This window comes from Sediminimonas qiaohouensis DSM 21189, assembly GCF_000423645.1.
Classification (GTDB): Bacteria; Pseudomonadota; Alphaproteobacteria; order Rhodobacterales; family Rhodobacteraceae; genus Sediminimonas; species Sediminimonas qiaohouensis.
The window spans coordinates 13,268-39,307 of the sequence record NZ_AUIJ01000008.1 but is presented as its reverse complement, the minus strand read 5'-3'; the positions used below and the strand labels follow the sequence as shown (position 1 = coordinate 39,307).

General features: G+C 63.1%; 24 protein-coding genes. 13 read left to right on the top strand and 11 right to left on the bottom strand.

Annotated features, from left to right (window positions below):
• Positions 1–338: 338 nt before the first annotated feature.
• From G568_RS0108600 to G568_RS0108580, 5 genes are all read right to left on the bottom strand, one after another.
• Positions 339–1,643 (bottom strand): branched-chain amino acid ABC transporter permease, encoded by a 1,305-nt coding sequence (locus tag G568_RS0108600; protein WP_026757641.1) that lies wholly within the window; start codon positions 1,641–1,643, stop codon positions 339–341.
• Positions 1,640–2,650 carry a branched-chain amino acid ABC transporter permease gene (locus G568_RS0108595; protein ID WP_026757640.1) on the bottom strand — a complete coding sequence of 337 codons (1,011 nt, stop codon included), beginning with the start codon at positions 2,648–2,650 and terminating at the stop codon, positions 1,640–1,642. The genes G568_RS0108600 and G568_RS0108595 overlap by 4 nt, the downstream gene beginning before the upstream one ends.
• A 3-nt stretch (positions 2,651–2,653) precedes the next feature.
• A complete protein-coding gene (locus tag G568_RS0108590; protein WP_084627363.1) occupies positions 2,654–3,478 on the bottom strand; it encodes an ABC transporter ATP-binding protein in 825 nt (274 codons plus the stop codon).
• 127 nt (positions 3,479–3,605) lie between these two features.
• Complete coding sequence (locus G568_RS0108585; RefSeq protein WP_026757638.1) at positions 3,606–4,388, bottom strand: ABC transporter ATP-binding protein; 783 nt, start codon at positions 4,386–4,388, stop codon at positions 3,606–3,608.
• A gap of 94 nt (positions 4,389–4,482) precedes the next feature.
• Positions 4,483–5,670, bottom strand: a complete 1,188-nt coding sequence (locus G568_RS0108580; RefSeq protein ID WP_026757637.1) for an ABC transporter substrate-binding protein — start codon at positions 5,668–5,670, stop codon at positions 4,483–4,485.
• Between the two features lie 217 nt (positions 5,671–5,887).
• Here G568_RS0108580 and G568_RS0108575 point away from each other — a divergent pair, with 217 nt between their 5' ends.
• Positions 5,888–6,976 carry a PQQ-dependent sugar dehydrogenase gene (locus G568_RS0108575; RefSeq protein WP_245582919.1) on the top strand — a complete coding sequence of 363 codons (1,089 nt, stop codon included), beginning with the start codon at positions 5,888–5,890 and terminating at the stop codon, positions 6,974–6,976.
• A gap of 15 nt (positions 6,977–6,991) precedes the next feature.
• Here G568_RS0108575 and G568_RS0108570 read toward each other — a convergent pair whose 3' ends face one another.
• Positions 6,992–7,990, bottom strand: a complete 999-nt coding sequence (locus G568_RS0108570; protein ID WP_026757635.1) for a GlxA family transcriptional regulator — start codon at positions 7,988–7,990, stop codon at positions 6,992–6,994.
• A 171-nt stretch (positions 7,991–8,161) separates the two neighbouring features.
• Between G568_RS0108570 and G568_RS0108565 the strand changes: the two genes are divergently transcribed.
• A complete protein-coding gene (locus tag G568_RS0108565; protein WP_026757634.1) occupies positions 8,162–9,529 on the top strand; it encodes a class II 3-deoxy-7-phosphoheptulonate synthase in 1,368 nt (455 codons plus the stop codon).
• A 6-nt stretch (positions 9,530–9,535) separates the two neighbouring features.
• On the opposite strand, the gene G568_RS18550 is transcribed toward G568_RS0108565, so the two are convergent.
• Entirely contained in the window at positions 9,536–10,219 is a 684-nt protein-coding gene (locus G568_RS18550; protein ID WP_169576947.1) for a PAS domain-containing protein, read from the bottom strand.
• Between the two features lie 283 nt (positions 10,220–10,502).
• Here G568_RS18550 and G568_RS0108555 point away from each other — a divergent pair, with 283 nt between their 5' ends.
• The 5 genes from G568_RS0108555 to G568_RS0108535 all read left to right on the top strand — a co-directional run bounded on the left by G568_RS0108555 (position 10,503) and on the right by G568_RS0108535 (position 14,944).
• The gene (locus G568_RS0108555; protein WP_245582918.1) at positions 10,503–11,393 is read left to right on the top strand and encodes a YicC/YloC family endoribonuclease; all 891 of its coding nucleotides are present in this window, start codon (positions 10,503–10,505) and stop codon (positions 11,391–11,393) included.
• A 7-nt stretch (positions 11,394–11,400) separates the two neighbouring features.
• Positions 11,401–12,045, top strand: a complete 645-nt coding sequence (gene gmk / locus G568_RS0108550; RefSeq protein ID WP_026757632.1) for a guanylate kinase — start codon at positions 11,401–11,403, stop codon at positions 12,043–12,045.
• Positions 12,042–12,563, top strand: a complete 522-nt coding sequence (locus G568_RS0108545) for a gamma carbonic anhydrase family protein (RefSeq protein WP_026757631.1) — start codon at positions 12,042–12,044, stop codon at positions 12,561–12,563. Before gmk ends, G568_RS0108545 begins: the two co-directional genes overlap by 4 nt.
• A 122-nt stretch (positions 12,564–12,685) precedes the next feature.
• Positions 12,686–13,879, top strand: a complete 1,194-nt coding sequence (locus tag G568_RS0108540) for a trans-sulfuration enzyme family protein (protein WP_026757630.1) — start codon at positions 12,686–12,688, stop codon at positions 13,877–13,879.
• Positions 13,880–13,906: 27 nt separating this feature from the next.
• A complete protein-coding gene (locus G568_RS0108535) occupies positions 13,907–14,944 on the top strand; it encodes a sensor histidine kinase (RefSeq protein ID WP_026757629.1) in 1,038 nt (345 codons plus the stop codon).
• A gap of 84 nt (positions 14,945–15,028) precedes the next feature.
• Here G568_RS0108535 and G568_RS0108530 read toward each other — a convergent pair whose 3' ends face one another.
• Positions 15,029–15,937 (bottom strand): LysR family transcriptional regulator, encoded by a 909-nt coding sequence (locus G568_RS0108530; RefSeq protein ID WP_026757628.1) that lies wholly within the window; start codon positions 15,935–15,937, stop codon positions 15,029–15,031.
• Positions 15,938–16,055: 118 nt separating this feature from the next.
• Between G568_RS0108530 and G568_RS0108525 the strand changes: the two genes are divergently transcribed.
• The 3 genes from G568_RS0108525 (at position 16,056) to G568_RS18545 (ending at position 19,834) form a co-directional block, all read left to right on the top strand.
• A complete protein-coding gene (locus tag G568_RS0108525) occupies positions 16,056–17,279 on the top strand; it encodes an acyl-CoA dehydrogenase (protein WP_026757627.1) in 1,224 nt (407 codons plus the stop codon).
• A gap of 73 nt (positions 17,280–17,352) precedes the next feature.
• Entirely contained in the window at positions 17,353–18,630 is a 1,278-nt protein-coding gene (locus G568_RS0108520) for an NAD(P)/FAD-dependent oxidoreductase (protein ID WP_026757626.1), read from the top strand.
• A 202-nt stretch (positions 18,631–18,832) separates the two neighbouring features.
• Positions 18,833–19,834, top strand: coding sequence for a glycosyltransferase family 2 protein (locus G568_RS18545; RefSeq protein WP_051202864.1), 1,002 nt, complete (start codon positions 18,833–18,835; stop codon positions 19,832–19,834).
• Between the two features lie 11 nt (positions 19,835–19,845).
• Here the strand turns inward: G568_RS18545 and G568_RS0108510 are convergent, their stop codons facing one another.
• The 3 genes from G568_RS0108510 to G568_RS0108495 form a co-directional block, all read right to left on the bottom strand.
• Complete coding sequence (locus G568_RS0108510; RefSeq protein ID WP_026757625.1) at positions 19,846–20,442, bottom strand: SAM-dependent methyltransferase; 597 nt, start codon at positions 20,440–20,442, stop codon at positions 19,846–19,848.
• A 74-nt stretch (positions 20,443–20,516) separates the two neighbouring features.
• Entirely contained in the window at positions 20,517–21,011 is a 495-nt protein-coding gene (gene infC / locus G568_RS0108505; RefSeq protein WP_245582917.1) for a translation initiation factor IF-3, read from the bottom strand.
• 214 nt (positions 21,012–21,225) lie between these two features.
• Positions 21,226–22,038 carry a ferredoxin--NADP reductase gene (locus tag G568_RS0108495; RefSeq protein ID WP_037373901.1) on the bottom strand — a complete coding sequence of 271 codons (813 nt, stop codon included), beginning with the start codon at positions 22,036–22,038 and terminating at the stop codon, positions 21,226–21,228.
• Positions 22,039–22,330: 292 nt separating this feature from the next.
• Between G568_RS0108495 and G568_RS0108490 the strand changes: the two genes are divergently transcribed.
• The 3 genes from G568_RS0108490 to G568_RS0108480 are packed head-to-tail and all read left to right on the top strand — an operon-like array spanning position 22,331 to position 25,838.
• A complete protein-coding gene (locus G568_RS0108490) occupies positions 22,331–22,792 on the top strand; it encodes an Lrp/AsnC family transcriptional regulator (RefSeq protein WP_026757622.1) in 462 nt (153 codons plus the stop codon).
• Between the two features lie 50 nt (positions 22,793–22,842).
• On the top strand, positions 22,843–24,603 hold the full coding sequence (locus G568_RS0108485; RefSeq protein WP_037373900.1) for a sensor histidine kinase: 1,761 nt from the start codon (positions 22,843–22,845) through the stop codon (positions 24,601–24,603).
• A complete protein-coding gene (locus G568_RS0108480) occupies positions 24,600–25,838 on the top strand; it encodes a sigma-54-dependent transcriptional regulator (protein WP_026757620.1) in 1,239 nt (412 codons plus the stop codon). Before G568_RS0108485 ends, G568_RS0108480 begins: the two co-directional genes overlap by 4 nt.
• The last annotated feature ends 202 nt before the right edge of the window (positions 25,839–26,040 follow it).

Below are 26,040 nucleotides of genomic sequence, written 5' to 3'. Positions count from 1 at the left end.
TTCAGAATGACCCGTTCCGTCGCACCGAAGGTGCGCCATTGGTAGAGCACCGAAGGTGCGCCATTGGTAGAGTCGGCACGCCTCTGGCGTGACGGGCTGGCGCTTTGGAGGCCGGGCACTGCCATTGATATGGTGTAAGTATGTGGCCGGGATAAAGTGACCAGCTCGGTCGTTGCCGCGCCACCCCGCGGGCAGGCGCTCGCCCGGAATGGAAACAGACGCGCGGCGGGGGCCATTCCCCCACCGCGCGCCCGGTTAACCCGCGTCTTTCGCGGCATCCGTACGTATCGGACGCCCCACGCTGTGAAACGTACGCTATGTCCGATTCGCGCCGCGGCCTACTTCTCGGGGATCAGGCCGCGTGGACTGAACCTGAGCACCAGCAGCATGATCACGCCCATGGTCAGCAACCGCATGTGCGCCGTGCTGTCCAGCAGGTGCGCCCGCACCGCGCTATCCTCGGCCATACCGGCGGTGATCACGTCCATCACGAAGCCGCTGATCGGCTCGACCTGTACCCACAGGAACCAGATCAGGAACCCGCCAAGCACCGCGCCGAGGTTGTTGCCAGAGCCCCCGACGATCACCATTACCCAGATCAGGAAGGTGAACCTGAGCGGCTGATAGGTGCCCGGCGTTAGCTGGCCGTCCAGCGTGGTCATCATTGCACCGGCAATGCCGCACACGGCAGACCCAAGGATAAACACTTGTAAATGCCGGCCTTTTACGTCCTTGCCCATGGCTTCGGCGGCGGTCTCGTTGTCGCGAATGGCGCGCATCATGCGGCCCCAGGGGCTGTGCAAAGCCTTCTGTGCCAGCCATAGCAGGATCAGCAGAACGATGGTGAACAGCACCGCGTAGCCGAACTTGACATAGAGCGATGACGCCGTGACCGGGTCCAGTCCCAGCCCCTCCGCCGTTGACACGAAGCCGGGATCGTTCTGCAGATCGATCTCGTTGGGCACCGGGCGCGGCAGGCCGATCACGTTCTTCACCCCGCGCGACAACCAGTCCTCGTTCTTCAATATGGCGATGATGATCTCGGCAATCCCCAGCGTTGCAATCGCCAAGTAGTCGCTCCGCAACCCCAACGCCGATTTGCCGATGATCCAAGCCGCCCCCGCCGCCAGCACACCGCCCACCGGCCAGGCCAGCACAACAGGCAACCCCAGCCCGCCAAGATAGCCCGAGGTCGCCGGATTGACGGCCTCGATCGCCGCGACCGCCGGGTCGAACACGGCGCGATAGACGATGAAACCGATCACCAGGATGGCGCCCATGCCCAGAACGCGCACACGCCCTTTGGGCAGACGCGGGTAGGCCCAGATCGCAATGCCGATGCTTGCCGCACCCAGCAGCAACCCCAGCAAAACACCGGGCCCGCCTGCGGCCCAGGCCTCTGGAACCGGGGGCATCGTTATCAGGACCGAGGCCAGCCCGCCAAGCGCGACAAACCCCATCACGCCCACGTTGAACAGCCCCGCAAAACCCCATTGCAGGTTCACGCCAAGCGCCATGATCGCACTGATAAGACCCATGTTGAGGATCAGCAGCGCCGAATTCCAGCTTTGCACGATCCCCGTCAGCAGTAACAACACGGCCATGGCGATGAACAGAGCGGTGTTTTTCATGACTGGGTTCATACCGATTTCCCCCTGAACAGGCCCGTGGGGCGGAACAACAGAACGATCAGGAGAATGACGAAACTGACCGCGAATTTGTAATCGGTCGACAACAGCTGTACCAGGCCCGATGGCTCAAGGCTTTCTGGTAGCAGGTAGACCAGCACCTTTTTCCACGCATAGGTGATCGTCACCTCGGAAAAGGCGATGACGAAGCCGCCCGCGATGGCACCTAACGGGCTGCCGAGGCCACCGACGATGGCGCTGGCAAAGATCGGCAGCAGAAGCTGGAAATAGGTGAACGGCTTGAACGACTTGTCCAGCCCGTAAAGCGTGCCCGCCACCGTCGCCAGCGCCGCCACGATCAGCCATGTCACCAGCACAACGCGCTCTGGATTGATGCCGGACAGAAGCGCCAGATCCTCGTTGTCGGAATAGGCGCGCATGGATTTGCCCGTGCGCGTGTAGGTCAGGAACCAGAACAAAAGCCCCACCACGATGACGGCCGTCACCACGGTAATCCCCTGCGTCGACTTGATCGCCATGCCCTCGTCCAGCCCGGTCATCGTCTTGAAGTCGCGCGCGGTGATGACAAACCGCTCGCCATCGGCAAACCGCTGATCGCCGGGCCCGATGATGAAACGCACCAGCCCGTTCATCACGAACATGACGCCCATCGACACGATCACCAGGATCACCGGCTTGACCTTTTGCGCGCGGTAGAACCGGTACACCGTCCGGTCGGTCAGTAGCACCATCGCCGCGCAGCCCACGATGCCGAACGGCATCGCCAGCAGCGCCGTGGGCAGTGGGCCAAGCCCGATGCCGATAGATTGGAACCACCACGTCATCAGGATCGTGACCATGGTGCCAAAGGCCATCGTGTCTCCATGGGCAAAGTTGGAAAAGCGCAAGATCCCGTAAATCAGCGTCACCCCAAGCGCCCCGAGCGCAAGCTGACTGCCATAGGCAAGGGCGGGAATGACGACGAAGTTGGACAGCGCCACGATTGCGTTGAAAAATTCCATACCTCAGCCCCCCAGGAACGATTTGCGCACTTCGGGATCGGCCAACAGCTCTTTGCCCGTGCCCGTGTAGGCATTGCGCCCCTGCACCATGACATAACCCTTGTCGGCGATCTCCAGCGCCTGGCGTGCGTTCTGCTCGACCATCAGGATCGGGATGCCGGTGCGGGCCACCTCGATGATCCGGTCGAACAGCTCGTCCATGACGATGGGGCTGACGCCCGCCGTCGGCTCGTCCAGCATCAGCACCTTGGGCTGCGTCATCAAGGCCCGGCCCACGGCAACCTGTTGGCGCTGCCCGCCCGACAGCTCGCCCGCCGCCTGGCGCCGCTTGTCGCGCAGGATGGGAAACAGGTCATACACCTGCTCCATTGTCGGGCGGATATCGTCGCGCCGGATAAACGCCCCCATCTCGAGGTTCTCCTCGACCGTCATCGAGGTGAAGATGTTAGAGTTCTGCGGAACAAAGCCCATGCCCTTTGCCACCCGGTCCTGCGGAGACAGGTCGGTGATGTCCTCACCGTCCAGCCGCACCGATCCCTCCCGCAGGTCCAGCATGCCGAAAACGGCCTTCATCGCGGTGGATTTGCCCGCCCCGTTGGGGCCGACGATAACCGCGATTTCGCCGCGGTTCACCGCGATGGTGCACGCGTGCAGGATATCGGGCCCTTTGCCGTAGCCTCCTGTCATGCTGTCACCGATCAGGAACGCCTGGGACGTTTCCATCGGGTGGCCGGTGCCGGGATGCGCGCCAAGCTGGCTGGTGCCTTCGGGGCGGGTGATCGTCAGATCCTTGTTCCCCCGGTCGTCCTGATAGGGATTGTCGCTCATCTGCGTCCCTCTTCATCTTGCTTGAAATACTCCGGGGGGGTCGCCCGAAGGGCGACGGGGGCAGCGCCCCCTGGCAGCGACGAGGCTGGCGTGCGGTCGCGCTGCGGGGTGCAATGGGCCGGTCCTGTCATGCGTCCACCTTTTCCTTGTTCTTCAGGCCGGTGCCCAGGTACGCCTCGATCACCTGTTCATTGGCCTTGATCTCGGCCAGCGTGCCTTCGGCCAGAACCTTGCCCTCGGCCATGCAGATGACCGGATCGCACAGGCGTTCGATGAAATCCATGTCGTGCTCGATCACCACGAAGGTGTAGCCGCGTTCGCGGTTGAGCTGCACGATCGCGTCCCCGATGGTGTTGAGCAGGGTGCGGTTCACGCCTGCGCCGACCTCGTCGAGGAACACGATACGCGCGTCCACCATCATGGTGCGCCCCAGCTCCAGCAGCTTTTTCTGCCCGCCGGACAGGTTGCCGGCCTTCTCGTCGCGCAGGTGATCGATGGTCAGGAATTCCAGCACTTCGTCGGCCTTGGCCCTGAGGGCGCGTTCCTGATCGGCGATACGGCGGCGCCCGAACCAGGTGTTCCAGATCCGCTCGCCCGATTGGTCGCCGGGGACCATCATCAGGTTCTCGCGCACCGTCATCGAGGTAAACTCATGCGCGATCTGAAAGGTGCGCAGCAGGCCCTTGTGAAACAGGTTATGCGGCGGCAGGCCGGTGATGTCCTCGCCCGCCATTGTCACCTTGCCCGACGTGGGCGACAGAACGCCGGCTATTACATTGAAAAGAGTGGTTTTTCCCGCGCCGTTCGGTCCAATCAGTCCGGTGATCGTGCCCTCGGCGATCTCCAGAGAGGCACCGTCGACCGCGTGAAACCCTCCGAAATGCTTGTGCAGGTCTTCGACCTTGATCATGGGTGTTCCCCCAACCGCGCATTGTCTGCGCCTGTCTTGATATTGAAACAGCCCGGAGAGGTCCGGGCTGTTTGCGATTCTTGGCTGTTTCGACTCAGCGGAATTGCACCGTTTCGAAATCCGCGTCCTTGATCTCGTACTCGCGGTAGGTGCCAGCGGCTTCGCCGGGGCCGATCAGCTCCACGTTGGTGGCGCCTTCGTAGTTCACCTCACCGCCGTCGGCCAGGATCTTCAGCGCCTTGCCCAACTCGCCGGGATAGATCTTTTCGCCTGGCTCGTTGGCCACGTCCATCACGTGGGTTTTGTACTCGCCCGGCTCTACCGTTCCGGCCGACTGCATCGCCAGCGCAATAAGCGCCGCCGCGTCATAGCTTTCGCGGGTGAACGAGCTGCCGCCGTTGATGCCGGCCGCGTCGGTGATCTCGGCAAAGGCTTCGGCGCCTTGGCCCGAGCTCCACGGAACGGCCCCGAACGAGCCGGGCATTTCTGCCCCGACCTCGTCCATGAGGGCATCGCCATACATGCCGTCGCCCATCATGAAGGTGTCGAACGCGCCGGTGTCGAGCGAGGCGCGGATCATGCCCTTGCCGCCCGAATCAGCATAGCCCAGCACAACCAGGACATCTCCGCCGGCCGAGGCCAGCGCGCCAACTTCGGCCGAGTAATCCGCCTTGTTGTCCTCGTGCGGGGCGGCCAGCGTCACGGTGCCGCCGGCTTCTTCGAAGCTGGAGACAAAGCTGTCGGACAGGCCCTTGCCGTAGTCGTTGTTGGTGTAGGTTACCGCGACTTCGCTGATGTCACGCGACTTGAGGATGTCGGCCAGAACCTGGCCCTGGCGTGCATCCGACGGTGCCGTGCGGAAGAAGAAGCCGTTGTCCTCTGCCGTGGTCAGGCCCGGCGACGTGGCCGAGGGGGAAATCATCACCATGCCGTTCGACACGGCCACATTGGACAGGATCGCGCCGGTTACGCCGGAGCAGTCCGCGCCCATGATCCCCTTGATGCCTTCGGACGTGATCAGCCGTTCCGCCGCTGCGGTCGCGGCTGAGCTGTCGATACAGGTCGAATCCGCGCGTTCGGGCACCAGTGTCATGCCATCCATGAAAGCGCCGCTGTCGTTGATCTCGGACATCGCCAGTTCGGCGCTTTCGGCCATGTGCGGCGTGAGCGATTCAATCGGGCCGGTATAGCCCAGAATGACACCGATCTTGACGTCCTCGGCGGACACGCTGCCAGCCATCAGGGCCGTTGCAGCGGTTGCCATCATCATCATCTTTTTCATTTAACAATCTCCCTTATTGGAACGATAAGTCCGCCTCGGACCCTATTGCGCCTCGGATCAAAAGAAAAGTGTCTGTGTGGCGGCTTGTGCTGAAAAATGTGGCACTCCCCGTGGCGGACTTGCTCTTGACCGCGATTTTGCCACTTGCAGACCTATGTGTTGAGCTGTGCCTCGAAATCACGACGCCTTGGGGGATCGAGAAATGCATAGAAGAGCCATGATTTTAGCGATGTTGGCGGGGTGGGTTGCACCGGCAATCGCCCAGCAGGACCCGGCGCCGCGCCAACGGATCGAGCCCGAATTGATGGCCAAGGGGTTCGATGTGCCCTGGTCGATCGGGTTCCTGCCAGGTGGCGCGATGCTGGTGACAGAGCGCGGCGGGCGGCTGTGGTACCTGCCGGCGGATGGGGGCGCACGGCGGCAGGTTTCTGGCGTCCCGCAGGTTGCCGCGATCGGGCAGGGCGGTTTGCTTGATCTCATGGTGCCGCGCGATTTTGCCCAGACACGAGAGGTTATCATCAGCTACGCCGCGCCGCACGCCGGTGGCGGGGCCGTCACGGCATTGGCCGCAGGGCGGCTTTCGCGGGACGGGGCGCAACTGGAGGGACTGCGCGTTCTGTTCGAGGCCAAGACCGTCGGCCAAGGCGGGCGGCACTTTGGCGGGCGCGTCGTCGAGGGGCCGCAGGGGCACCTGTTTCTGACGATTGGCGAGCGCGGCACGCGCCCCTCCGCGCAGGATCCGGGAACGCATAACGGGACCGTGATCCGGCTTGCCCGCGATGGCTCCGTGCCGCCAGACAACCCGTTTGTCGGGCGAGAGGGGGCTTTGCCCGAGATCTGGTCCTACGGGCACCGCAACCCGCAGGGCGCCGCGTTCGATACGCAGGGAAGGCTATGGGTGCACGAACACGGGGCGCGTGGCGGCGACGAGGTGAACCTGATCCGCAAAGGGGCGAATTACGGCTGGCCGGTGATCGCCTATGGCCGTCACTATTCAGGCGCGCGGATAGGGGAAGGCACGCACAAGGAAGGCATGGAGCAGCCCGAATTCTACTGGGACCCATCCATTGCGCCGTCTGGTTTGGTCATTCACTCGGGCCAGGGCGCGCCGGAGTGGCGCGGGGATTTCTTCGTCGGTTCGCTCAAGTTCGACATGATCGCGCAGTTGCGCGGGGCGCCGCTGCGCGAGGTGGCGCGTTTGCACGCGCCCGAGACCCTGCGCATCCGCGCCTTGCACGAAGGGCCCGATGGCGCGCTATGGATCCTCAGCGAAGGGCATGGGGCCATCTACCGGCTAAAGCCGTGAAGATGACCCGGCGCATCATATCGACAGGCGCGTCGCGTGGCTTCCGCGCTCGCGATAGGGGGTGGTGTCGTAATGCGCGCGGTAGCACTTGGAAAAATGCGAGGGCGAGGCAAAGCCACATGCCAGCGCCACGTTGATCACGCTCATATCCGTCTGCATCAGCAGGTTGCGCGCCTTGGATAGGCGCAGTTCCATGTAATACCGCTTGGGGCTGCGGTTCAGATAGCGGCGAAACAGCCGCTCCAACTGGCGCGTGGACATGCCCACCTCGCGCGCCAGGATCGAGGGGCTGATCGGTTCCTCGATATTGGCCTCCATCATCTGGATGACCTGGCTGAGCTTTGGATGACGCACGCCGATGCGTGTCGGAACGCTCAGGCGCTGCGTGTCCTGATCGGTGCGTATCGAGGAATAGATCAGCTGATCGGCCACCGCGTTCGCCAATTCCTCGCCGTGGTGATTGGCAATCAGCTTGAGCATCAGGTCCACCGACGATGTGCCGCCCGCCGTGGTCATGCGGTTGCCGTCGATCACGAACACCGACTTGGTCAATGATACCTGGTCGAACTCCTCGGCAAAGCTGTCCTGGTTTTCCCAGTGGATCGTGGCGCGCTTGCCATCAAGAATTCCGGCGCATGCCATCGGGTAGGCCGCGGTGCACAGCCCGCCCACCATCAGGCCCTTGCGCGCCTCGCGGCGAATCCAGTTCAACAGCTTGCGCGTCGTAGCCTGCTGCACGCCGATGCCACTGCACAGCACCATGGTGTCGTCGCGCCGAAGCTCTGGCAGATCGCCATCAAGCTTGAACTCGATATTCGCCGAGCACACGATCGTGGTGCCGCCTTCGCCGACGACCTCCCATTCATAAAGGGTTTTGTTGGCCATTCTGTTGGCAATGCGCAGGCTTTCGACCGCTGCAGAAAACGACAGCAGCGTGAACTGCTCCATCAATACGAAGACAAAGCGACGCGGCTTGTCGCTTTCAACCTCGATCACCTGGCGTTGTGAGGTCATGTCGGCGCTGTCCTTTCGGAGCGGGAGGGGGGCGGCAATAACGCACAGCGTCTTGTATTATCCAGTTGGACCGAACGCCGCAATAAGGTCAAGAGGTTGAAAATCGCGTATGGCTTCTGACGAGGCAGTTTTGTATAAGCCGGTGCGTAAACGTTAGCCCGGAGAAGACAGATGACTGAATGGCAAAAGACCGATTGGCGCAGCAAGCCCCGGGTTCAGATGCCTGACTATACCGATGCCGCCGCTCTTGGCGCGGTAGAGGCGCAGTTGTCCAAGTATCCGCCGCTTGTGTTCGCGGGCGAGGCGCGCAAGCTGAAATCCGCCCTCGGGCAGGCCGCGCGCGGCGAGGCGTTCCTTTTGCAGGGCGGAGATTGCGCCGAAAGCTTCTCGGCCTTCAGTGCCGATGCCATTCGCGACACGTTCAAGGTGATGCTGCAAATGGCGATGGTGCTGACCTATGGCGCCAAGGTTCCGGTGGTCAAGGTGGGGCGCATGGCCGGGCAGTTCGCCAAACCACGAAGCGCCCCGACCGAGATGCAAGGCGATTTGGAATTGCCCAGCTACCGCGGCGATATCATCAACGAGCTGGATTTCACCGAGGCTGCCCGCATTCCCGATCCGGCGAAGATGCTGCAGGCCTACACGCAGGCGGCGGCCACGCTGAACCTGCTCAGGGCGTTCTCGACGGGTGGCTATGCCGACGTGCACCAGGTGCACCAGTGGACGCTTGGATTTACCGAAGGCGAGAAAGCCGCCAAGTATCGCGACATGGCCAGCCGGATCAGCGATACGCTGGATTTCATGAAGGCTGCTGGCGTGGACAGCGACCGCGCGCATACCTTGCAAACGGTCGATTTCTACACCAGCCACGAGGCGCTTCTGCTGGAATACGAAGAGGCGCTGACGCGTCTGGATTCCACGTCCGGCAAATGGCTTGCCGGCTCCGGGCACATGATCTGGATCGGCGACCGCACGCGCCAGCCCGATGGCGCGCACGTGGAATACGCGCGCGGCGTTCTCAATCCGATTGGCCTGAAATGCGGGCCGTCGATGACGCCGGAGGATCTGAAGGTGCTGCTGGCCAAGCTCAACCCAGACAACGAGGCCGGGCGCCTGACCCTGATCGCGCGGTTCGGGGCCGGGAACGTGGCCGAACATCTGCCGCGCCTGATCCGAACCGTGCAAGAGCAGGGCGCGAATGTCGTATGGGTTTGCGACCCGATGCATGGCAACACGATCAAGTCCTCGTCGGGGTACAAGACGCGCCCCTTCGATGCCGTGCTGCGCGAGGTGCAGGAGTTCTTTGCCGTTCATCGCGCGGAGGGCACCATTCCCGGCGGCGTGCATTTCGAAATGACGGGGCAGGATGTGACCGAATGCACCGGCGGCGTGCGTGCCGTCAGCGACGAGGACCTCTCGGCGCGGTATCACACCGCCTGCGATCCGCGGCTCAACGCCAGTCAGTCGCTGGAGCTTGCCTTTCTCGTGGCGGAAGAGCTGTCGTCGATGCGTGATGCGCGGGCCGCGCACGTCGGGTAAGCGCGCTCAGGTGTCGCTATCGATAAGGCGCAAGTGACGCGGCGCGCGGGCGGGTCGGAACGGGCGTGCCCGCTCGGCAATGCCTTGCGCGGGCTCTGCCCGGTCGGGTCTGGCCCCGATTTCCACGCGGGCGGGAACCCTTTGCAATCGCGCGGTCATCTCGTCAAAGCGTCGCGGAGATGGCCCCGCGATTGCCTCCGCATTCGGGTTCACCTCGATCGCGCCCAAGGCGTGGGTTATGGCCCCCGTGTGCCCCCGCAGTGGCAACATGATCATGCGCGCGCTCACCGGGGGCTGCCCGCTGTCGCCCTTCACCTTCAGTTCCAGATGGCATAGCGCGGGCTGCTCGAAGATTGCTGGCAGGACGGTGCGCAATTGCTCGCGGGTTGGCGGGGAAAACAGCGCGCTCAGCGGCATGCCTCGCAGTTCCATTCCGATCTGGTCGCACAGGGCGTGCCCGGCGACCCGAAACCGCACGACGTGATGCGCCACGCGCTCGATCACGAAGCAATGCTGCAGGGCGCCCTCGATTCCGCGCGGACTGATATCCGCCCGAACCGGTATGCCGCCTTGGGAATAGAGCGCGTGCCAGTAGGCATCGACCTGCGCCAGTGGACGCGTGCCGTTTCGCCCTTTGCGATGCGCTGCCAAGCTGACAACGCCCACTGTTTCATCCTGTGCAAAGCTCACGGCTCCGCCTCCACCCTTGTGTGTTGCTGGCGCGTGACATGCCGCCCCCCAGCGTTGCATATCAGATGTCGCGAGCCCGATTGCCGTTTGACAACAGGTTTTCGCGATGTCGTCGAAATACCATCCGATCCCAAATCTACCGCGATTTAAGAATAATTGCGCACAAATTCTTTACGGTTGGTTAATCCTGGCGACGGAATTCGGCGAGAGGCCGCGCGCGGCCCGTCTTGCCCTTCGGGGCGCAAATGGCTTAGGTCTGCCAAGACCGGGACGGGAGAGCCACGTGATACAGTCGATGACCGGGTTTGCCGCAGCCAAGAACAGCGGCGCAGGCGCCAGTTGGAGTTGGGAGCTGCGCAGCGTCAACGCCAAGGGGCTGGATCTGCGCATTCGGGTGCCGGACTGGATCGAGGGGCTGGAGGCGCAGCTTCGTGCCCGGGTGTCCCGGTCATTGTCGCGCGGGAGCGTTACCTTGAACCTGCGCCTTACCCGCGAAGACGCGGGCGGCGAGATGGCCCTCAATCAGCCGGCGCTTGGCGCGGTGCTGGATGCGATGACCGAGATCGAGGCGCAAGCGATGCAGCGGGGCCTGTCGCTGGCCCCTGCGACCGCTGCCGATGTTCTGTCGCAACGCGGCGTCCTAGAGGCGCGCAGCGCCGATGCGGATACCGGCGCCCTGCTCAAGGTGCTGCTGTCGGATTTCGAGACGCTGCTGGAGGCTTTTCGCAAAATGCGTGCGGACGAGGGGCGAGCCCTGCATGCTATTCTGGTGGACCAATTGGAACAGGTCGCCAGCCTGGTCGAACAGGCCAGCGCAGCCGCGCAGGCCCGAAGTGCCGAGCAACGCCAGACCATGACGACCGCGCTGGCGCGGGTGATGGACAACGTCGATACCGCCGACGAGGCCCGCGTGGCGCAGGAATTGGCATTGATCGCCGTCAAATCCGATATCACCGAGGAGTTGGACCGCCTGCGTGCACATGTCACCGCGGCGCGTGATCTGCTTGATGCCGATGGCCCGGTGGGCCGCAAGCTGGATTTCCTGTGCCAGGAGTTCAACCGCGAGGCAAACACCCTGTGCGCCAAGGCGCAGTCAACCGCCCTGACGCGCATTGGGCTGGACCTGAAGACGGTGATCGACCAAATGCGCGAACAGGTTCAGAACGTGGAGTGACACACCCATGCCCGCAACCCGCCGCGGCCTTTTGATCATCCTCAGCTCGCCCTCGGGCGCCGGTAAATCCACGTTGACCCGGCGGTTGCGCGACTGGGACCCGACCCTTTCCTTTTCGGTGTCGGCCACCACCCGGACCCCGCGTGAGGGGGAGGTGGACGGGACTGATTACCATTTCCTGACGGACGCGAAGTTTCAGCGCGATGTCGCGAACGGCGACATGCTGGAGCATGCGCATGTGTTCGGCAATTTCTACGGATCGCCGCGCGGGCCGGTGGAAAATGCGATCGATGCGGGGCACGATGTCCTGTTCGACATCGATTGGCAGGGGGCGCAGCAAATCCAGAATTCGGCACTGGGGCAGCACACGCTTTCGATCTTCATCCTGCCTCCGTCGATCAAGGAATTGCATCATCGGCTGGTCTCGCGCGGGCAGGATAGCGACGAGGTGATCGCAAAACGCATGCGCAAGAGCTGGGACGAGATCAGCCATTGGGCCGAGTACGATTACGTCCTGATCAACGACGATCTTGAGGAAACGAGCAGGCGGCTCCAGACGATTGTCGAGGCCGCGCGCCTCAAGCGGCTACAGCAACCGGGACTGAACGCGCATGTGAAGGCCCTGCACGAAGAATTCGAGGAGATGCAATGACTTACTACGCACTCGATGGCCATGTTCCCCAGATCGCCGATGACACTTGGGTTGCGCCCGATGCCAACCTGATTGGCAAGGTGGTGCTGGAAACCGCGGCGTCGGTCTGGTTCGGATGCACCCTGCGCGGCGACAACGAGGAGATCCGCATCGGTGCGGGATCAAACGTGCAGGAAAACTGCGTCATGCACACCGATATGGGCTTTCCGCTGACGGTTGGGCCCGGCTGCACCGTCGGGCACAAGGCGATGCTGCATGGCTGCATTATCGGTGAAAACAGCCTGATCGGGATGGGGGCGACGGTGTTGAACGGTGCGCGCATCGGGCGCAATTGCCTGATCGGTGCGGGTGCCTTGGTGACCGAGGGAAAGGAGATCCCGGACGGCAGCCTTGTGATGGGTGCGCCGGGCAAAGTGGTGCGCGCACTTGACGAGCAGGCGATCGAGATGCTGCGGGCCAGCGCCCTGCATTACCAGGAAAATATGCGTCGGTATCGCGTCGGTTTATCGACTGTATAATCCGTGCTTGTTTCACCGGCCTCCTGGCAAAGGCGCAGGGCAATGAGTGGGGCCGCCCGCGCATTGCTTGCTTGCCGGTGCCGTGCCCCTGTGGCACTGATCTGCGCAAAAGGAGATCCCTGATGCGCAATTCACGCCCTTCGCTCATTCGCCCTGTCGCCTTTCCCGATAGCGTGTCCACCCCTGTTGTCACACCGCTCAGCCCCTCGGTTGTCTACGCCTCCGACAGCCCCGATGAGTTGGATGCGCAATACGATGGGGACGTGCAAGGCTACACCTATGCCCGCGAGGGGCACCCCAATGCCGATGTGGTTGCCGCGCGCCTCGACGCGATGGAGGGCGCGAGTGGCGGTGTCGTGACCGGCTCGGGCATGGCGGCGGTCACGGCGGTGATGATGGGGCTGCTGAAGGCCGGCGATCATGTCGTTGGGGGCGATCAGCTTTATGGTCGCTCGCTGCGCCTGATGGGGCAGGATTTGCCGCGCATGGGGATCGAGACGACACTTGCCGACCCGACCGACGCCGCGCGCTTTGCCGAGGCGATCCGCCCCGAGACGCGGATGATCCTGATCGAGGTCGTCTCGAACCCGACGCTGCGGGTGGCCGACATGGAGGGCCTTGCGCGCCTTGCGCGAGAGAAGGGGATCCTGCTGGTCGTGGACAACACCTTTACCACGCCGCGCGGCTATCGCCCGTTCGAGGTGGGCGCCGACATCGTCATTCATTCGGTGACCAAGCTGTTGGCCGGGCATTCCGACGTGACATTGGGCTATGCCGTGGCCCGCGACGCCGAGGTGCAAAAGGCGATCTATGATTTCGCCGTCACCACCGGCCTGACGCCCAGCCCGTTCGATTGCTGGCTGGCCGAGCGCGGGTTTGCCACGTTCGACCTGCGGTTCGAGCGGGCGCAGGACAACGCGGCGGCGCTGGCGGATCACCTGGCCGGGTTGCCCGCGGTGAAGCGGGTGCTTTATCCCACGCGCGACGATCACCCCGACGCGGCCCGTGCGCGCGCGTTACTGGGGGGGCAGGGGTGCAACATGGTCAGCTTTGAGCTGACGGGCGGGCGCGCGGCGGCCAACGCCTTTACCCGCGCTGCCGATGGTCTGGCTTTCGCGCCGACATTGGGGGACGTGGGAACCACGCTATCGCACCCGGCCAGTTCGTCCCACCGCGCCATGAGCGCCGAAACCCGCGCCGCGCTTGGCATGTCTGAGGGGTTCTTTCGCGTCTCCGTCGGACTGGAGGACATCGGAGAACTGTGCAAGGTGTTCACCACCGCAGCCGAGGCCGCACAAACGGCGCAATCGGACTGATTGTCGGCCACAACAAAGGGCAGGGGCATGACGCAGGGGCTTGATGGATTGCTGGAGGCGGTGCCGATGCCCGCCCTGTTCGTTGGCGCCGATGACCGTATCGTTGCCGCCAACGCGGCGGCGGCGCGCCTGTTTGGGCAGCCCCCGGCGGGGCGGCTTCTGACTACGGTGGTGCGGCAGCCAACGGTGTTGCACGCGGTGGATGGCTGTCGCTCGTCGCTTGAGGCGCGCACGGCCCGGTACCTGACCAATGATGGCCAACAGGACGTGACGTATGCGGTCAACTGCGGGTTCGTAGCCCTGCAGGAGGGGCAAGGCGTTTTGACCTGTTTCGAAGACGTGACCCACATGGAACAGGTCGGCCAGATGCGGCGCGACTTCGTTGCCAATGTCAGCCACGAATTGCGCACGCCCCTGACTGCGCTGTTGGGCTTTATCGAGACACTGCGCGGCCCGGCGCGGGACGATGCGGCGGCGCGCGAGCGGTTTCTCGGGATCATGGAGCACGAGGCCGAGCGCATGAACCGGTTGGTGCGCGATCTGCTCTCGCTCAGCCAGGTCGAGGCGGAAGAGCGGATGCGCCCGGCCAACCCCGTGGATATCGTCGAGCTGGTGGAAGGCGCGTCGCGCACATTGACCCATTTGGCGGGCGGCTCGGATGTGACGATCGTACATGAGATGCCCGAAAGCGCGATCATGGTGCCGGCCGAGCCGGACCAGCTTCGCCAGGTCGTGACCAACCTTGTCGAGAATGCGATCAAGTATGGCGGCAGGGGTGGGACGGTGACGCTATCCATAACGGGGCCGGCGCAGGACCCTGCATTGCGCGCCGAGGCGGTGCGCATCTGCGTGCGCGATACCGGCCCCGGCATCGACCCGCTGCATATCCCGCGCTTGACCGAACGGTTTTACCGGGTCGACAGCCACCGCTCGCGCGAGAAGGGGGGGACGGGCCTTGGCCTTGCGATCGTCAAGCACATCGTGAACCGCCATCGCGGGCGGTTGTTGATCGACAGCGCGCCGGGCGAGGGCAGCACGTTCTGCATTGTTCTGCCGACATCATGAGTCATGCGATTATGTCGCAATTAGACAAGAATTTTTCCTATAAACCTTAATAATATTAAGTTTAAATCGCTTTTGTGATATTTATTATCTTGGCAGTGGATCCTCGTCCTCGCTCTGCGTGGCCAGCCAATCGCGAAAACGAGTCACTGCGGGGTCGTGGGCATGGCTTTTGGGCCAGACAAGGTAATAGGCGCCTTGCATCTCGATCGGACCGCCCCAAGCGCGCACAAGGCGCCCCGTGGCAAGATCCTGTTCCGCCAGGTAATCAGGCAAAAGCGCCACGCCCAGCCCATGCAAGGCCGCCTGCGTTATCGTTGAGAACTGGTCATACAGCGTCCCGGTCAGGGGGTCGCCGGCCACGCCATAGGCCGACAGCCATTCGGCCCAGGCATCGGGGCGGGTTTCGATGTGCAAAAGCGGTAGTTTGCCAACATCCTCGGGCCCGTTGATCTTGACCCCCTCAAGAAGCGGGGGCGCACACACGGCGATTACCCGCTCGGTCCGCAGGCGCATGTGATCGGTTCCCGGCCAATCCGGAGTTCCGAAATGTATAGCCGCGTCAAAGGGTTCCGACGCGAAGTTAAACGGTGAGAGGCGGGTGGACATGTTGATCGTGATGTCCGGATGAAGGCGCGCGAAGTCCGCCAGCCGGGGCACCAGCCACCGCATGCCAAAGGTGGGCAGGATGGCCAGGTTCACGGTACCGCCCTCCGGCTTGACCTGCAGTTTCAGGGCCGCCTGCGCGATTTTCTGCAACGCCGCGCGGACATCGGCGGCATAGGCCACGGCCGCGGGCGTCAGCGTCATCTGCCGCCGTGTTCGCGTGATGAGCGTCACTCCGAGCTGCGTCTCAAGCGTTTGCAATTGCCTGCTGACCGCGCTTTGCGTGAGGTTCAGTTCCTCGGCGACCGCGGTGGCGCTGCCAAGCCTGTCCAATGCCTCCAGCGCGCGGAGCGAGGCGATCGAGGGAAGGAAGCGTCGCGGGGCAATCATCTATGCGGTTTACTCATGAATAGATGCGGAAATCTTGCTTCAATATGCGCATATTGGTCTGTATGCTTCAACATAATCCGCAAAAAACTCATGTAGAAAACTCACTCGCGAGGCCACTATGACTGATACCAAACCCGCACTGCGCGCCAAGGATGCCCCGGACCTGGGGGCGTTTGACTGGCAAGATCCGTTTCGCATGTCCGACCAGTTGGCCGAAGACGAACGTATGATCCGCGACAGCGCCCGTGCCTATGCGCAGGAAAAGCTGCAGCCGCGCGTCACGGAGGCGTTTGCCGAGGAAAAGACTGACCCCGAGATTTTCCGCGAAATGGGCGATATGGGCCTTCTAGGCGTCACCACGCCCGAGGAATACGGCGGCCTTGGGTCCGGATACGTGGCCTATGGCCTTGTCGCGCGGGAGATCGAGCGCGTCGATTCCGGTTACCGGTCGATGATGTCGGTGCAGTCCAGCCTGGTGATCTATCCGATCTACGCCTACGGCTCGGAAGAGCAGCGGCGCAAGTACCTGCCAAAGCTGGTCAGCGGCGAATGGATCGGCTGTTTCGGATTGACCGAACCGGACGCCGGCAGCGACCCGGCAGGCATGAAAACCCGCGCGGTGAAAACCGACAACGGCTATCGCCTGAGCGGGTCCAAGATGTGGATATCCAACAGCCCGATCGCGGATGTGTTCGTCGTCTGGGCGAAATCCGAGGCGCATGGCGGCAAGATCCGCGGCTTTGTCCTGGAAAAGGGGATGGCGGGCCTGAGCGCGCCCAAGATCGAGGGCAAGATGAGCTTGCGCGCCTCGATCACCGGCGAGATCGTCATGGACGGCGTCGAGGTTGGCGAGGACGCGTTGCTGCCGCATGTCGAGGGCCTCAAGGGGCCGTTCGGCTGCCTGAACCGGGCGCGCTATGGCATCAGTTGGGGCGCTATGGGCGCGGCCGAGTTCTGCTGGCACGCGGCGCGGCAATACGGCCTGGACCGGCACCAGTTCAAGCGGCCGCTGGCGCAAACGCAGCTCTTTCAAAAGAAGCTGGCGGATATGCAGACCGAGATCGCGCTTGGTCTGCAAGGGAGCTTGCAGGTAGGGCGCCTGATGGATGCGGCCAACGCCGCGCCGGAGATGATCAGCCTGGTCAAGCGCAACAATTGCGGCAAGGCGCTAGACATTGCGCGCATGTCTCGCGACATGCATGGCGGCAACGGGATCAGCCTTGAATACCAGGTGATCCGCCACCTGGTGAACCTTGAGACGGTGAACACTTACGAGGGCGCGCATGATGTGCATGCGCTGATCCTGGGGCGTGCGCAGACGGGCTTGCAGGCGTTCTTCTGATCCTGTCTAACCGAAGGGAGGCGCATGGTTTTTTCGTTATGCGCCACATCTACGGTTCCGTTGGGAGGGGTGCATGGATCGCGCCGGCAAGATGCAAAACCTGTGGCAGGCCACCTGCGCCGAGCCGTTCGAGGCACCCGCGCTGGCCGAGGATATCGCCGCCGACCTGATCGTCATAGGCGGCGGGTTCACCGGGTGCTCGGCCGCGCTGACGGCCGCGCAATCGGGGATGAGCGTCGTCTTGATCGAGGCGGAAACGGTCGGCCACGGCGGATCGGGGCGCAACGTGGGGCTTGTGAACGCGGGGCTTTGGCTACCGCCCGACGCGGTGTGCGACGAGCTTGGGCAAGAGGCGGGCACGCGGCTGAACACGGCGCTGGCCAAGGGGCCAGACACGGTTTTCGACCTGATCGAAGAGCACGGCATTGAGTGCGAGCCCGTGCGCGGCGGCACGTTGCATTGTGCGCATGCCCCCGGCGGGTTTTCCGAGCTGCAAGAACGCTACCGCCAACAGGAGGAGCGCGGCGCACCCGTGCGCCTGCTGGGGGGCGAAGAGGCGCGCCGCCATAGCGGAATTACCGGCATACATGGCGCCCTGCATGATGCGCGCGCCGGCACGATCCAGCCGCTGGCCTACGCAAAGGGGTTGGCCCGCGCCGCGCAAGAGGCCGACGCACGGGTGTTCGAGAACACCTGTGCCATGCGCATCGCGCGGGATGCGGATCAATGGCGGGTCGAAGCGGCTGGCGGGACATTGACGGCGCCGCGTTTGCTGGTGGCGACGAACGCCTATCACCAACCCTTTGAAGGCGCAGAGCTGCCGACCCTGACGCCGGTCAACTTCTTTCAACTGGCCACCGCGCCCTTGGGCCACAACCAGGCCGCGCGCATTTTGCCGGGCGGCGAGGGGTGTTGGGATACGGGCAAGGTCATGAGCGCCTTTCGCACCGATCGCGCCGGGCGCGTGATATTTGGCGCCATGGGGTTGCCCGATGCGCTTGGGCTGCACGAGGCGTGGGCGCGGCGTGCGTTTTCCCGGCGGTTTCCCGACGTCGCGGAGCACCCGTTCGAGCATTTCTGGTCGGGGCGCATCGCGATGACGTCCGATCACCTGCCCAAGATTATGCGGATCGGGCAGGGGGGGTACGCGATTTTTGGCTATTCCGGGCGTGGCATCGGGCCGGGGACCCTGTTTGGTGATGCGATCGCGCGGGCCCTCATGTCTGGCGACGAGGGGGGGCTGCCCATTGCGCCGGTGAATAGCCACAAGGAGCGCCTGACATGGGCCAAGGGGCCGTTTTTCGAGGTTGCCGCGCGCCTGATCCACGGCGTTTCCGCGCGGTTGCGGTGAGCCGCGGCGTTTGCTTGAACTGTGTCAAATTCGGAACGATTTGTATGCGGTGATGTAACTTCACATGACAAGTTCTTGGATTCACTGACTCTTCGTTGTATCGTTAAGAGAACGAGTGGGAAAACCCACCGCTGTGCTATCGCCTCCGATTTTGCGGGGCGCGGGCACGAGGCAGGCAAGAATAGATCTAAGGGCAGTACTTGTGACCAAGGATATATTTACCGTCATTTCGACGATGAAAAACGAGGGGCCGTTCGTCCTTGAATGGGTTTCGCACTACAAGTCATTGGGATTCGATAATATTCTAGTGTGCACCAACGATTGTGAGGATAGCACGCGCGAGTTGCTGCGCGCGCTTGAGCGCAAGGGGTTGGTTCGGCACCACCCCACGCGGATCTGGCCGCGCGCGGGCATTCATCGCTCGGCCTTGAAGCAGGCCTTGCGGTATGACGAGGTCAAGCAAGCCGATTGGAATTTCGTCTGTGATGTTGACGAGTTCCTCAATATCAAGATCGGCGACGGATCGGTCAGGGCATTGGTCGAGGCATCCGGCCCCGGCGCGGATGTCATCGCGGTCCCATGGCGAAACTTCGGCCCCGGCGACGTGCGCCGGTTTACCGACAGGCCGGTGACGCATCAATTCCGCTTGGCTGAACACACGCCCGCCACGCGCAAGGAGGCGGGAAAGTTCGTTAAATCCCTGTTTTGCGGTCTGGAAAAGTATCGCCGGGTCGGCATTCATGCACCGATACCGCATGATGATTGGGAGGGGCGTATCAACACCGTTTCCCCCGGAGGGGTGCCAACTACCGTCGATGGGGAGCGCGTTCAGCCCTCTTTCGAAGTGGCCCAGGTTAATCATTATGCGCTACGTGCGATGGAAACCTTCCTGGTCAAGCGGGCGCGCGGGCGGGCCAATCACATGTCGCATACCCTTGGCATGCAGTATTGGAAGCGCTTTGATTTGAACGATGTTCCAGACAACAGCATCCGGCGCTACGACGCGTTGGTGAATGGATGGTTGTCGTCGTTTATGGCCGATCCCGAGTTGCGCAGCCTGCACGAGCAGTCGGTCGAGTGGTATGAGCGCAGGATTACCGAATTGCGGGCTGATCCCGAACTGGCGGATTTGGTAAGGGAAATCGACGAGTTTCGCGGCGTGCAGCCGAGGCGCCCTGCGCTGCGGGTGGTTGGGGCCGCCTGACAAGGTGCGCGTTAGCGGGCGGGCTTGCGCGCGACGAAATCTATCAGGGCAGAGTGGCCCGAATGGCCGCGCCCTTCTTGAACGTCCCGTTCATAGGCGCGGTTTTCCAGGATGTCCCAGCCGTCGAAATCGGTTGCCAGTTGGCCGTTTGTATACATGTTTTCGGCATGGGGCGGCCCGCCGGTGCCATAGGCGATCTGCTCGGGTGTGTATCCGTGCAGTAGCATCAGGCCGCCGGGCCGGACGCTGCGCTTCATTCCGGTGAAAAGCTGTTCGCGCTCCTCGGGGCCTGCGAATTGGATGAATATGCCAAGCACCGCGTCGTATTGATCCGCCCAGTGGTGGCGCAGGACATCGGCCTCTTGAATATCGATGGACACACCGGCGGCCTTCGCCAGATTCTGCGCCTTTGCGATCGCGGACGGCGCGTATTCAAGCGCCGTGACCTGTAGCCCCTGCTGCGCGAGAAAGACCGAATTGCGCCCTTCGCCGTCGGCGACGCACAGGGCGGTTTGCCCCGCATGCAGCAAATGCATGTGCTCTGTCAGGAACTGCGCCGGGTCCTTGCCGAAGACGTAATCAGGGGTGCTATAGCGCTCTTCCCACATCCCTTAACCTCCCTCCGCGCGGTGCCGGGATCGCCCCGCGCATACCTGGGGCAGGGCGATCCGGTCGCGCTTGTCTACTTGGAGGTCGGGCCGATCAGCATGATCATCTGCCGGCCTTCCATCTTGGGAAAGTTTTCGACCTTGCCAACGTCCTTGGTATCTTCCGCGACCCTCTCCAGAAGCTCGCGGCCAAGGTTCTGGTGCGCCATTTCACGGCCGCGGAACCTGAGCGTGATCTTGACCTTGTCGCCAGCTTCGAGAAACTTGAAAACGTTCTTCATCTTGACTTCGTAGTCGTGCGTGTCCGTGTTGGGACGGAACTTCACTTCCTTGATGTCGATGGTTTTCTGTTTCTTGCGGGCCTCGGATTCGCGCTTTTGCTGTTCGTACTTGAACTTGCCATAGTCCATGATCTTGCACACGGGCGGGGTGGCATTGGGCGAGATCTCGACCAGGTCAAGCGCGGCATCTTCTGCCATTTCCATCGCGCGCTCGGGCGTCACAACACCAACGTTTTCACCATCTGCGCCAATAAGCCGGATCTCCGGGGCGCGAATACGCTCGTTCACTCTAGGGCCGGTGTCGCGCGTCGGGGGCGCGTTATGAGGTCTGCGGGCTATGGCTTTCTTCCTTCAGTTTTTGGCAAATTTCAGATTGACAACGTACCCTTGCCTGCCGGTTACTTCAAGGCGCAATTGCTTCTTGTCCCGTGCAAAAAACACGTCATGCGCGACCCTTTCGCGGGGAAGGCGCGGCGGCATAGGTACATTGGCCGGGGCTGGTTCACCCGACAAAGGCCTTTTCGACGACATATTCGGCGGGTTCCGAGTTCGCGCCTTCGCGCAGGCCGAAGTCCTCAAGGATGGTTTTCACATCCATGTTGAACCCCAGGCTACCGCAGACCATGGCGCGGTCGGTCTCGGGCGACATGCCGTCCTTGAGGCCGAGATCCTTGAACACCTTGCCCGATTTCAGGTTGTCGGTGATCCGCCCCATATACGCCATTTCCTCGCGCGTGGTGGTCGGGTAGTAGCGCAGCTTGTCGCCAACAAATTCGCCGATCAACGGGTCCTTGGGCAGGCTTTCGACCAGTTGCTTGCCGTATTCCAGCTCTGCCGCGTCGCGGCAGGTGTGCATCATGATCACTTCGTCATACTGATCATAGGTTTCCGGATCGCGCATCAGCGAGGCAAAGGGCGCAATCCCCGTGCCGGTGGCCAGCATCCACAGGCGCTTGCCGGGCAAGAGGGCGTCCAGGACCAGCGTGCCCACCGGCTTGGGGCGCAAGATGATCTCGTCGCCCTCTTCGATATTCTGCAGCTTGGAAGTCAGGGGGCCGTCGGGCACCTTGATCGAATAGAACTCCAACTCGTCGGCCCAACTGGGTGATGCGATGGAATAGGCGCGCAGCAGGGGTTTGCCGTTGTCGCCCATCAGGCCGATCATCACGAACTCGCCCGACCGGAACCTGAGCGATCGGGGGCGCGTCACCCGAAAGGAAAACAGCCGCTCGGTCCAGTGTTTGACGTGAGTGATGGTTTGCGCGTCAGGCAGGGTGGGCACTTTGGGCACGGATTGTTCGGTCACGGTTTGCATCTCGCATTTGGGGTGCGCGGTTGCGCAACAGAAGTAGGGTGCGCGGTTGCGCGCAACATAGGGCGTTTGACGAGCCTTTGAAAGGTGCTCGCGGCTGTGTCGTGCGCGGCGGATCGTCGTAGGCTTGGCATCCAGCCGGTTCCCTTGGTGGGGTGGCGGCGGCGTGCTTGACGGTGCTGCAAATTTGGGAAATAATTTCGCATAGAAGGAATAGCACTGCAACCAAAAGAATTTTGTCATCGACAGTGCCGTGATGGCAAGATTTTGTCCTGCACATAGAAGGAGGAGCTTCATGACGGTTCGGCTCGATGCGACTGACCGGAAAATCCTGGCTGAACTGCAACGCGATGCGGGGCAGTCGCTGGACGAGATCGCGAAAAAAGTCGGGTCGTCCAAGACGCCGGTCTGGAACAGGATTCGCAAGATGCGCGAGGCTGGCATCGCCGGTCCGCAGACGGTTGTCCTAGATGCCGAGAAGCTGGGATTCGAGGCGTGTTTCTTCGTGCTGATCCGCACGTCCGAGCATGAGGCCGATTGGCAGGCCCGATTCCTGGAGGCGCTCAGAAGCCGCCCCGAGGTGCAGGAGGCGCACCGTCTGGCAGGTGAAATCGATTACATCCTCAAGGTACGGGTCAAGAATGCGCGGGCCTATGACGCGTTTTACCAGGCGTTGATCAGCGAGGTGAAGGTACACAACGTGACCGCCCTGTTGTCGATGGAAGAGATCAAATCCACCACCGCGCTGCCGCTTTAGGCGATGGCGGGCTATGGTCAGCGCTCGTGCGTCGCAGTAGTGTGCCCCGCATGAGAAGACCTGATGCAAGGCGTGCCGTGTTCCTCGGCCTGTTTGTGGTGGCGGTCGGCGCTTTTGCCGCGATCGTTTGGCGCACCGGCTATAACCAGGCGCTTGACCAATTGGCGCGCCGGGGGCAGGCGGATCTGACGCTGGCCGCCGATCGCCTGACCGGGCAATTGCAGCTGTATCAGCAGCTTGCGGTACTGATCGCGGATCATCCTTCGCTTGATGGTGATGACATGGCGGCAAAGCGTGCGTTTTTGCTGCAATCGGCGGACAAGACCGCCGCGCTGGATGTTGTGCTGGTTGATGAGCGGGGGCGTGTCGAGGTGTCCGCGACCGGCTCGGCCCCTGCCAACCTTGCCGGGACGGAGTATTTCCGGCGCGCGCTGCACGGGGCATTGGGCGAGGCGCATGGAACGAACTCGGCCACCGGGCAGCGGGCCTATTATTTCGCGGCGCCGCGCTTTGATGATCGCGGGCAGGTCATCGGGGCGCTTGTCGTCGTGGCCAATATCGAAAAGGTCGAGGCGGAATGGCGCGGGGCGCGCCCGGTGGTGTTTTTCACGGATCGCAGCGGCGAGGTGTTCATCACCAACCGCTCTGAGCTGCTGTATTGGCGCCGCGCGCCTGAGGGGGTTGGCCTGATCCCGCCGCGTGGACCTGCGCCGCGGTTTGAGACGGCAACCACCGGCCCGCACGAGATTTGGCACGAGAACTGGAGCCCGTATGTGCCGCAGGCCGCATTGCATTTGTCGCGGGAGCTACCCCGGATCGGGATGCGCGCGGAGGCGCTGATTGATGTCAGCGCGGCGCAGCGGATCGCGTGGTTGCAGGCGGCCGTGGTTGCGGCGGTGTGCCTTGCGTTCGGGGCAATCCTTTTTGTCGTGACCGAGCGGCGGCGCACCCTGGCGCTGGCGAACACGAAGCTGGAGGGGCGTGTGGCCGAGCGCACGGCCGAGCTGTCGCAGGCCAATGCCGCCCTGCGCCGCGAGGTGGCCGAGCGTAGCGCGGCGGAGGCGGCGTTGAAGAAGGCGCAGGATGATCTGGTGCAGGCGGGCAAGCTATCGGCGCTTGGCCAGATGAGCGCGGGGATCAGCCACGAATTGAACCAGCCGCTGATGGCGATCCAGCAATATGCCGAAAACGGCGCCCTGTTCCTTGAGCGCGGCAAGAGCGGGCCGGCGGCGCAGAACCTGTCGCGCATCGGGTCCATGGCGCGCCGCATGGCGCGGATCATCCGAAACCTGCGCGCATTCGCGAGGCAGGAAAGCGAGCCCGTCTCGCGGGTTGACCTGGTGAAGGTGGTCGATAGCGCGCTGGAGCTGAGCGAGGCGCGGCTGCGGTCGGACGCTGTTCATGTCGATTGGGACAGGCCCACAGCCCCCGTTTGGGTGACCGGCGGCGAGGTTCGCCTGTGCCAGGTGGTAGTGAACCTCATCGGCAATGCCGTCGATGCCATGGCGGCGCATGACGTTCAGCGCCTGGATATCGGCATTCGCAGGGATGGCGCGCGCGTCGAGCTTGAGGTGCGCGACACCGGCCCCGGTATCGAGGAGCCGGAAAAGATGTTCGATCCGTTTTATTCGACCAAGATCGTCGGCGATTCCGAGGGGATGGGCCTGGGCCTGTCGATCTCGTACGGGTTGGTCCAGAGCTTTGGCGGCGTGATCCGCGGACGCAACCACCCGGAGGGTGGGGCCGTGATGATCGTCGAGTTGGTCGCGGCTGACGCGGATGAGGCATCTGCACGACCGGAGGTGGCATGATCTGCAAGGTTCTTGTTGTCGATGACGATGCCGCCGTGCGCGAGGCGTTGGCGCAAACGCTGGAGTTGGCCGATCTTGAGCCGGTCGTGGCCGGGTCGTTCGTGGTGGCCAAGGATCACATCGCGGCGGATTTCCCGGGGGTCATCGTGTCGGATATTCGCATGCCGGGGCGCGATGGGTTTCACCTGTTGGACCACGCGGCCGAGATCGACCCGGACCTGCCGGTGATCCTGCTGACGGGCGAGGGGGATATACCGATGGCCGTCAGCGCAATGAGCAAGGGCGCGTTCGGGTTCCTGGAAAAGCCATGCGCGCCTGCCACCTTGGTGGCCGAGGTGGAACGCGCGCTCAACACAAGGCGGCTGGTTCTGGAAAACCGCCGGCTCAAGGCGCAGTTGCACGCAGGCGATCCGGCGGCGCGGCTGCTGTTCGGGCAATCGCCGCAGGCCGAGGCCCTGCGCGCGCAGGCGCGGCGCGCGGCGCAGGCGCAGACGGACGTGTTGGTGACCGGAGAGCCCGGCACCGGCATTTCCAAGGTGGCCGAGGTGGTGCACCTGCTGTCCCCCGTGGCCAAAGGGCCGTTCATCAAGCGCGCGGCGATGGGGCTGGGCGCGCAATCGGTCGCGGAGGCATTGCAGGAGGCGGCGGGCGGGAGCCTGTTTCTGGATGAAGTGGCGCAGCTTAGCCCCGAGGCGCAATTCGCCCTTCTGGACGGGCTGGAGCAGGGGGTTCAGGTGCGCCTTTTGGCCGGCAGCACGAGTGAGCTGCGCGCAGCACCGCCGCCCCAGGGCCTGAACCCCGATCTATTCTACCGGCTTGAGGTGATGCAGGTGCGCATCCCCGCCCTGCACGAGCGCCCGGAGGACATCCCGGTACTGTTCAAGCACTACGTCGCGCAAGCCAGCGAACAAGCCGGGCTGACGCCGCCCGAGATCACGTCGGACGTGCTGGCGGATCTCATGGCGCGGGAATGGCCGGGCAATGCGCGCGCCCTGATGAGCGCCGCGATGCGGTTCGCGCTTGGCCTGAGCGAAGGATTGGCGGCGGATACCGCGGAAGAGGACCAGCCGGGCCTGACCGAGCAGATGGCCCGCGTCGAGAGGTCCTTGCTGATCGCGGCGCTGAGGCGCGAAAAGGGGCGGGCCAGCCAGGCGGCGCAGGCGCTCAAACTGCCGCGCAAGACGTTCTACGACAAGCTGGCCCGATACGGATTGCGCCCCGAAGAGTTCAAATAGCGGCGCTCAGGCATTCCCGCCATGTGCGGAAATCCGCACATTCGGGGAAAACGGGTGTGCGGAATCTCGCACAATGCCGCTTCGCGGCATGGCAGGTATGCGCCGAGGGAATGGATAAGCACCTTTGATAGAACGGTTTTTCGATGTGCATATCGGCTGCTAAGCTTTTTCTTGAGCCAAACTGCGCGATTCGGAATCATTA

What these genes read in the sequence shown, in the direction of transcription:
- G568_RS0108540 (WP_026757630.1), top strand. Translation starts at nt 12,686, where the DNA reads ATGCGCAATTCACGCCCTTCGCTCATTCGCCCTGTCGCCTTTCCCGAT.
- G568_RS0108535 (WP_026757629.1), top strand. Translation starts at nt 13,907, where the DNA reads ATGACGCAGGGGCTTGATGGATTGCTGGAGGCGGTGCCGATGCCCGCC.
- G568_RS0108565 (WP_026757634.1), top strand. Translation starts at nt 8,162, where the DNA reads ATGACTGAATGGCAAAAGACCGATTGGCGCAGCAAGCCCCGGGTTCAG.
- G568_RS0108525 (WP_026757627.1), top strand. Translation starts at nt 16,056, where the DNA reads ATGACTGATACCAAACCCGCACTGCGCGCCAAGGATGCCCCGGACCTG.
- G568_RS0108490 (WP_026757622.1), top strand. Translation starts at nt 22,331, where the DNA reads ATGACGGTTCGGCTCGATGCGACTGACCGGAAAATCCTGGCTGAACTG.
- G568_RS0108495 (WP_037373901.1), bottom strand. Translation starts at nt 22,038, where the DNA reads ATGCAAACCGTGACCGAACAATCCGTGCCCAAAGTGCCCACCCTGCCT.
- G568_RS0108590 (WP_084627363.1), bottom strand. Translation starts at nt 3,478, where the DNA reads ATGAGCGACAATCCCTATCAGGACGACCGGGGGAACAAGGATCTGACG.
- G568_RS0108480 (WP_026757620.1), top strand. Translation starts at nt 24,600, where the DNA reads ATGATCTGCAAGGTTCTTGTTGTCGATGACGATGCCGCCGTGCGCGAG.
- G568_RS0108510 (WP_026757625.1), bottom strand. Translation starts at nt 20,442, where the DNA reads ATGTGGGAAGAGCGCTATAGCACCCCTGATTACGTCTTCGGCAAGGAC.
- G568_RS0108530 (WP_026757628.1), bottom strand. Translation starts at nt 15,937, where the DNA reads ATGATTGCCCCGCGACGCTTCCTTCCCTCGATCGCCTCGCTCCGCGCG.
- G568_RS0108545 (WP_026757631.1), top strand. Translation starts at nt 12,042, where the DNA reads ATGACTTACTACGCACTCGATGGCCATGTTCCCCAGATCGCCGATGAC.
- G568_RS0108580 (WP_026757637.1), bottom strand. Translation starts at nt 5,670, where the DNA reads ATGAAAAAGATGATGATGATGGCAACCGCTGCAACGGCCCTGATGGCT.
- G568_RS0108595 (WP_026757640.1), bottom strand. Translation starts at nt 2,650, where the DNA reads ATGGAATTTTTCAACGCAATCGTGGCGCTGTCCAACTTCGTCGTCATT.
- gmk (WP_026757632.1), top strand. Translation starts at nt 11,401, where the DNA reads ATGCCCGCAACCCGCCGCGGCCTTTTGATCATCCTCAGCTCGCCCTCG.
- G568_RS0108520 (WP_026757626.1), top strand. Translation starts at nt 17,353, where the DNA reads ATGGATCGCGCCGGCAAGATGCAAAACCTGTGGCAGGCCACCTGCGCC.
- G568_RS0108485 (WP_037373900.1), top strand. Translation starts at nt 22,843, where the DNA reads ATGAGAAGACCTGATGCAAGGCGTGCCGTGTTCCTCGGCCTGTTTGTG.
- G568_RS0108570 (WP_026757635.1), bottom strand. Translation starts at nt 7,990, where the DNA reads ATGACCTCACAACGCCAGGTGATCGAGGTTGAAAGCGACAAGCCGCGT.
- G568_RS0108585 (WP_026757638.1), bottom strand. Translation starts at nt 4,388, where the DNA reads ATGATCAAGGTCGAAGACCTGCACAAGCATTTCGGAGGGTTTCACGCG.
- G568_RS0108600 (WP_026757641.1), bottom strand. Translation starts at nt 1,643, where the DNA reads ATGAACCCAGTCATGAAAAACACCGCTCTGTTCATCGCCATGGCCGTG.
- G568_RS0108575 (WP_245582919.1), top strand. Translation starts at nt 5,888, where the DNA reads ATGATTTTAGCGATGTTGGCGGGGTGGGTTGCACCGGCAATCGCCCAG.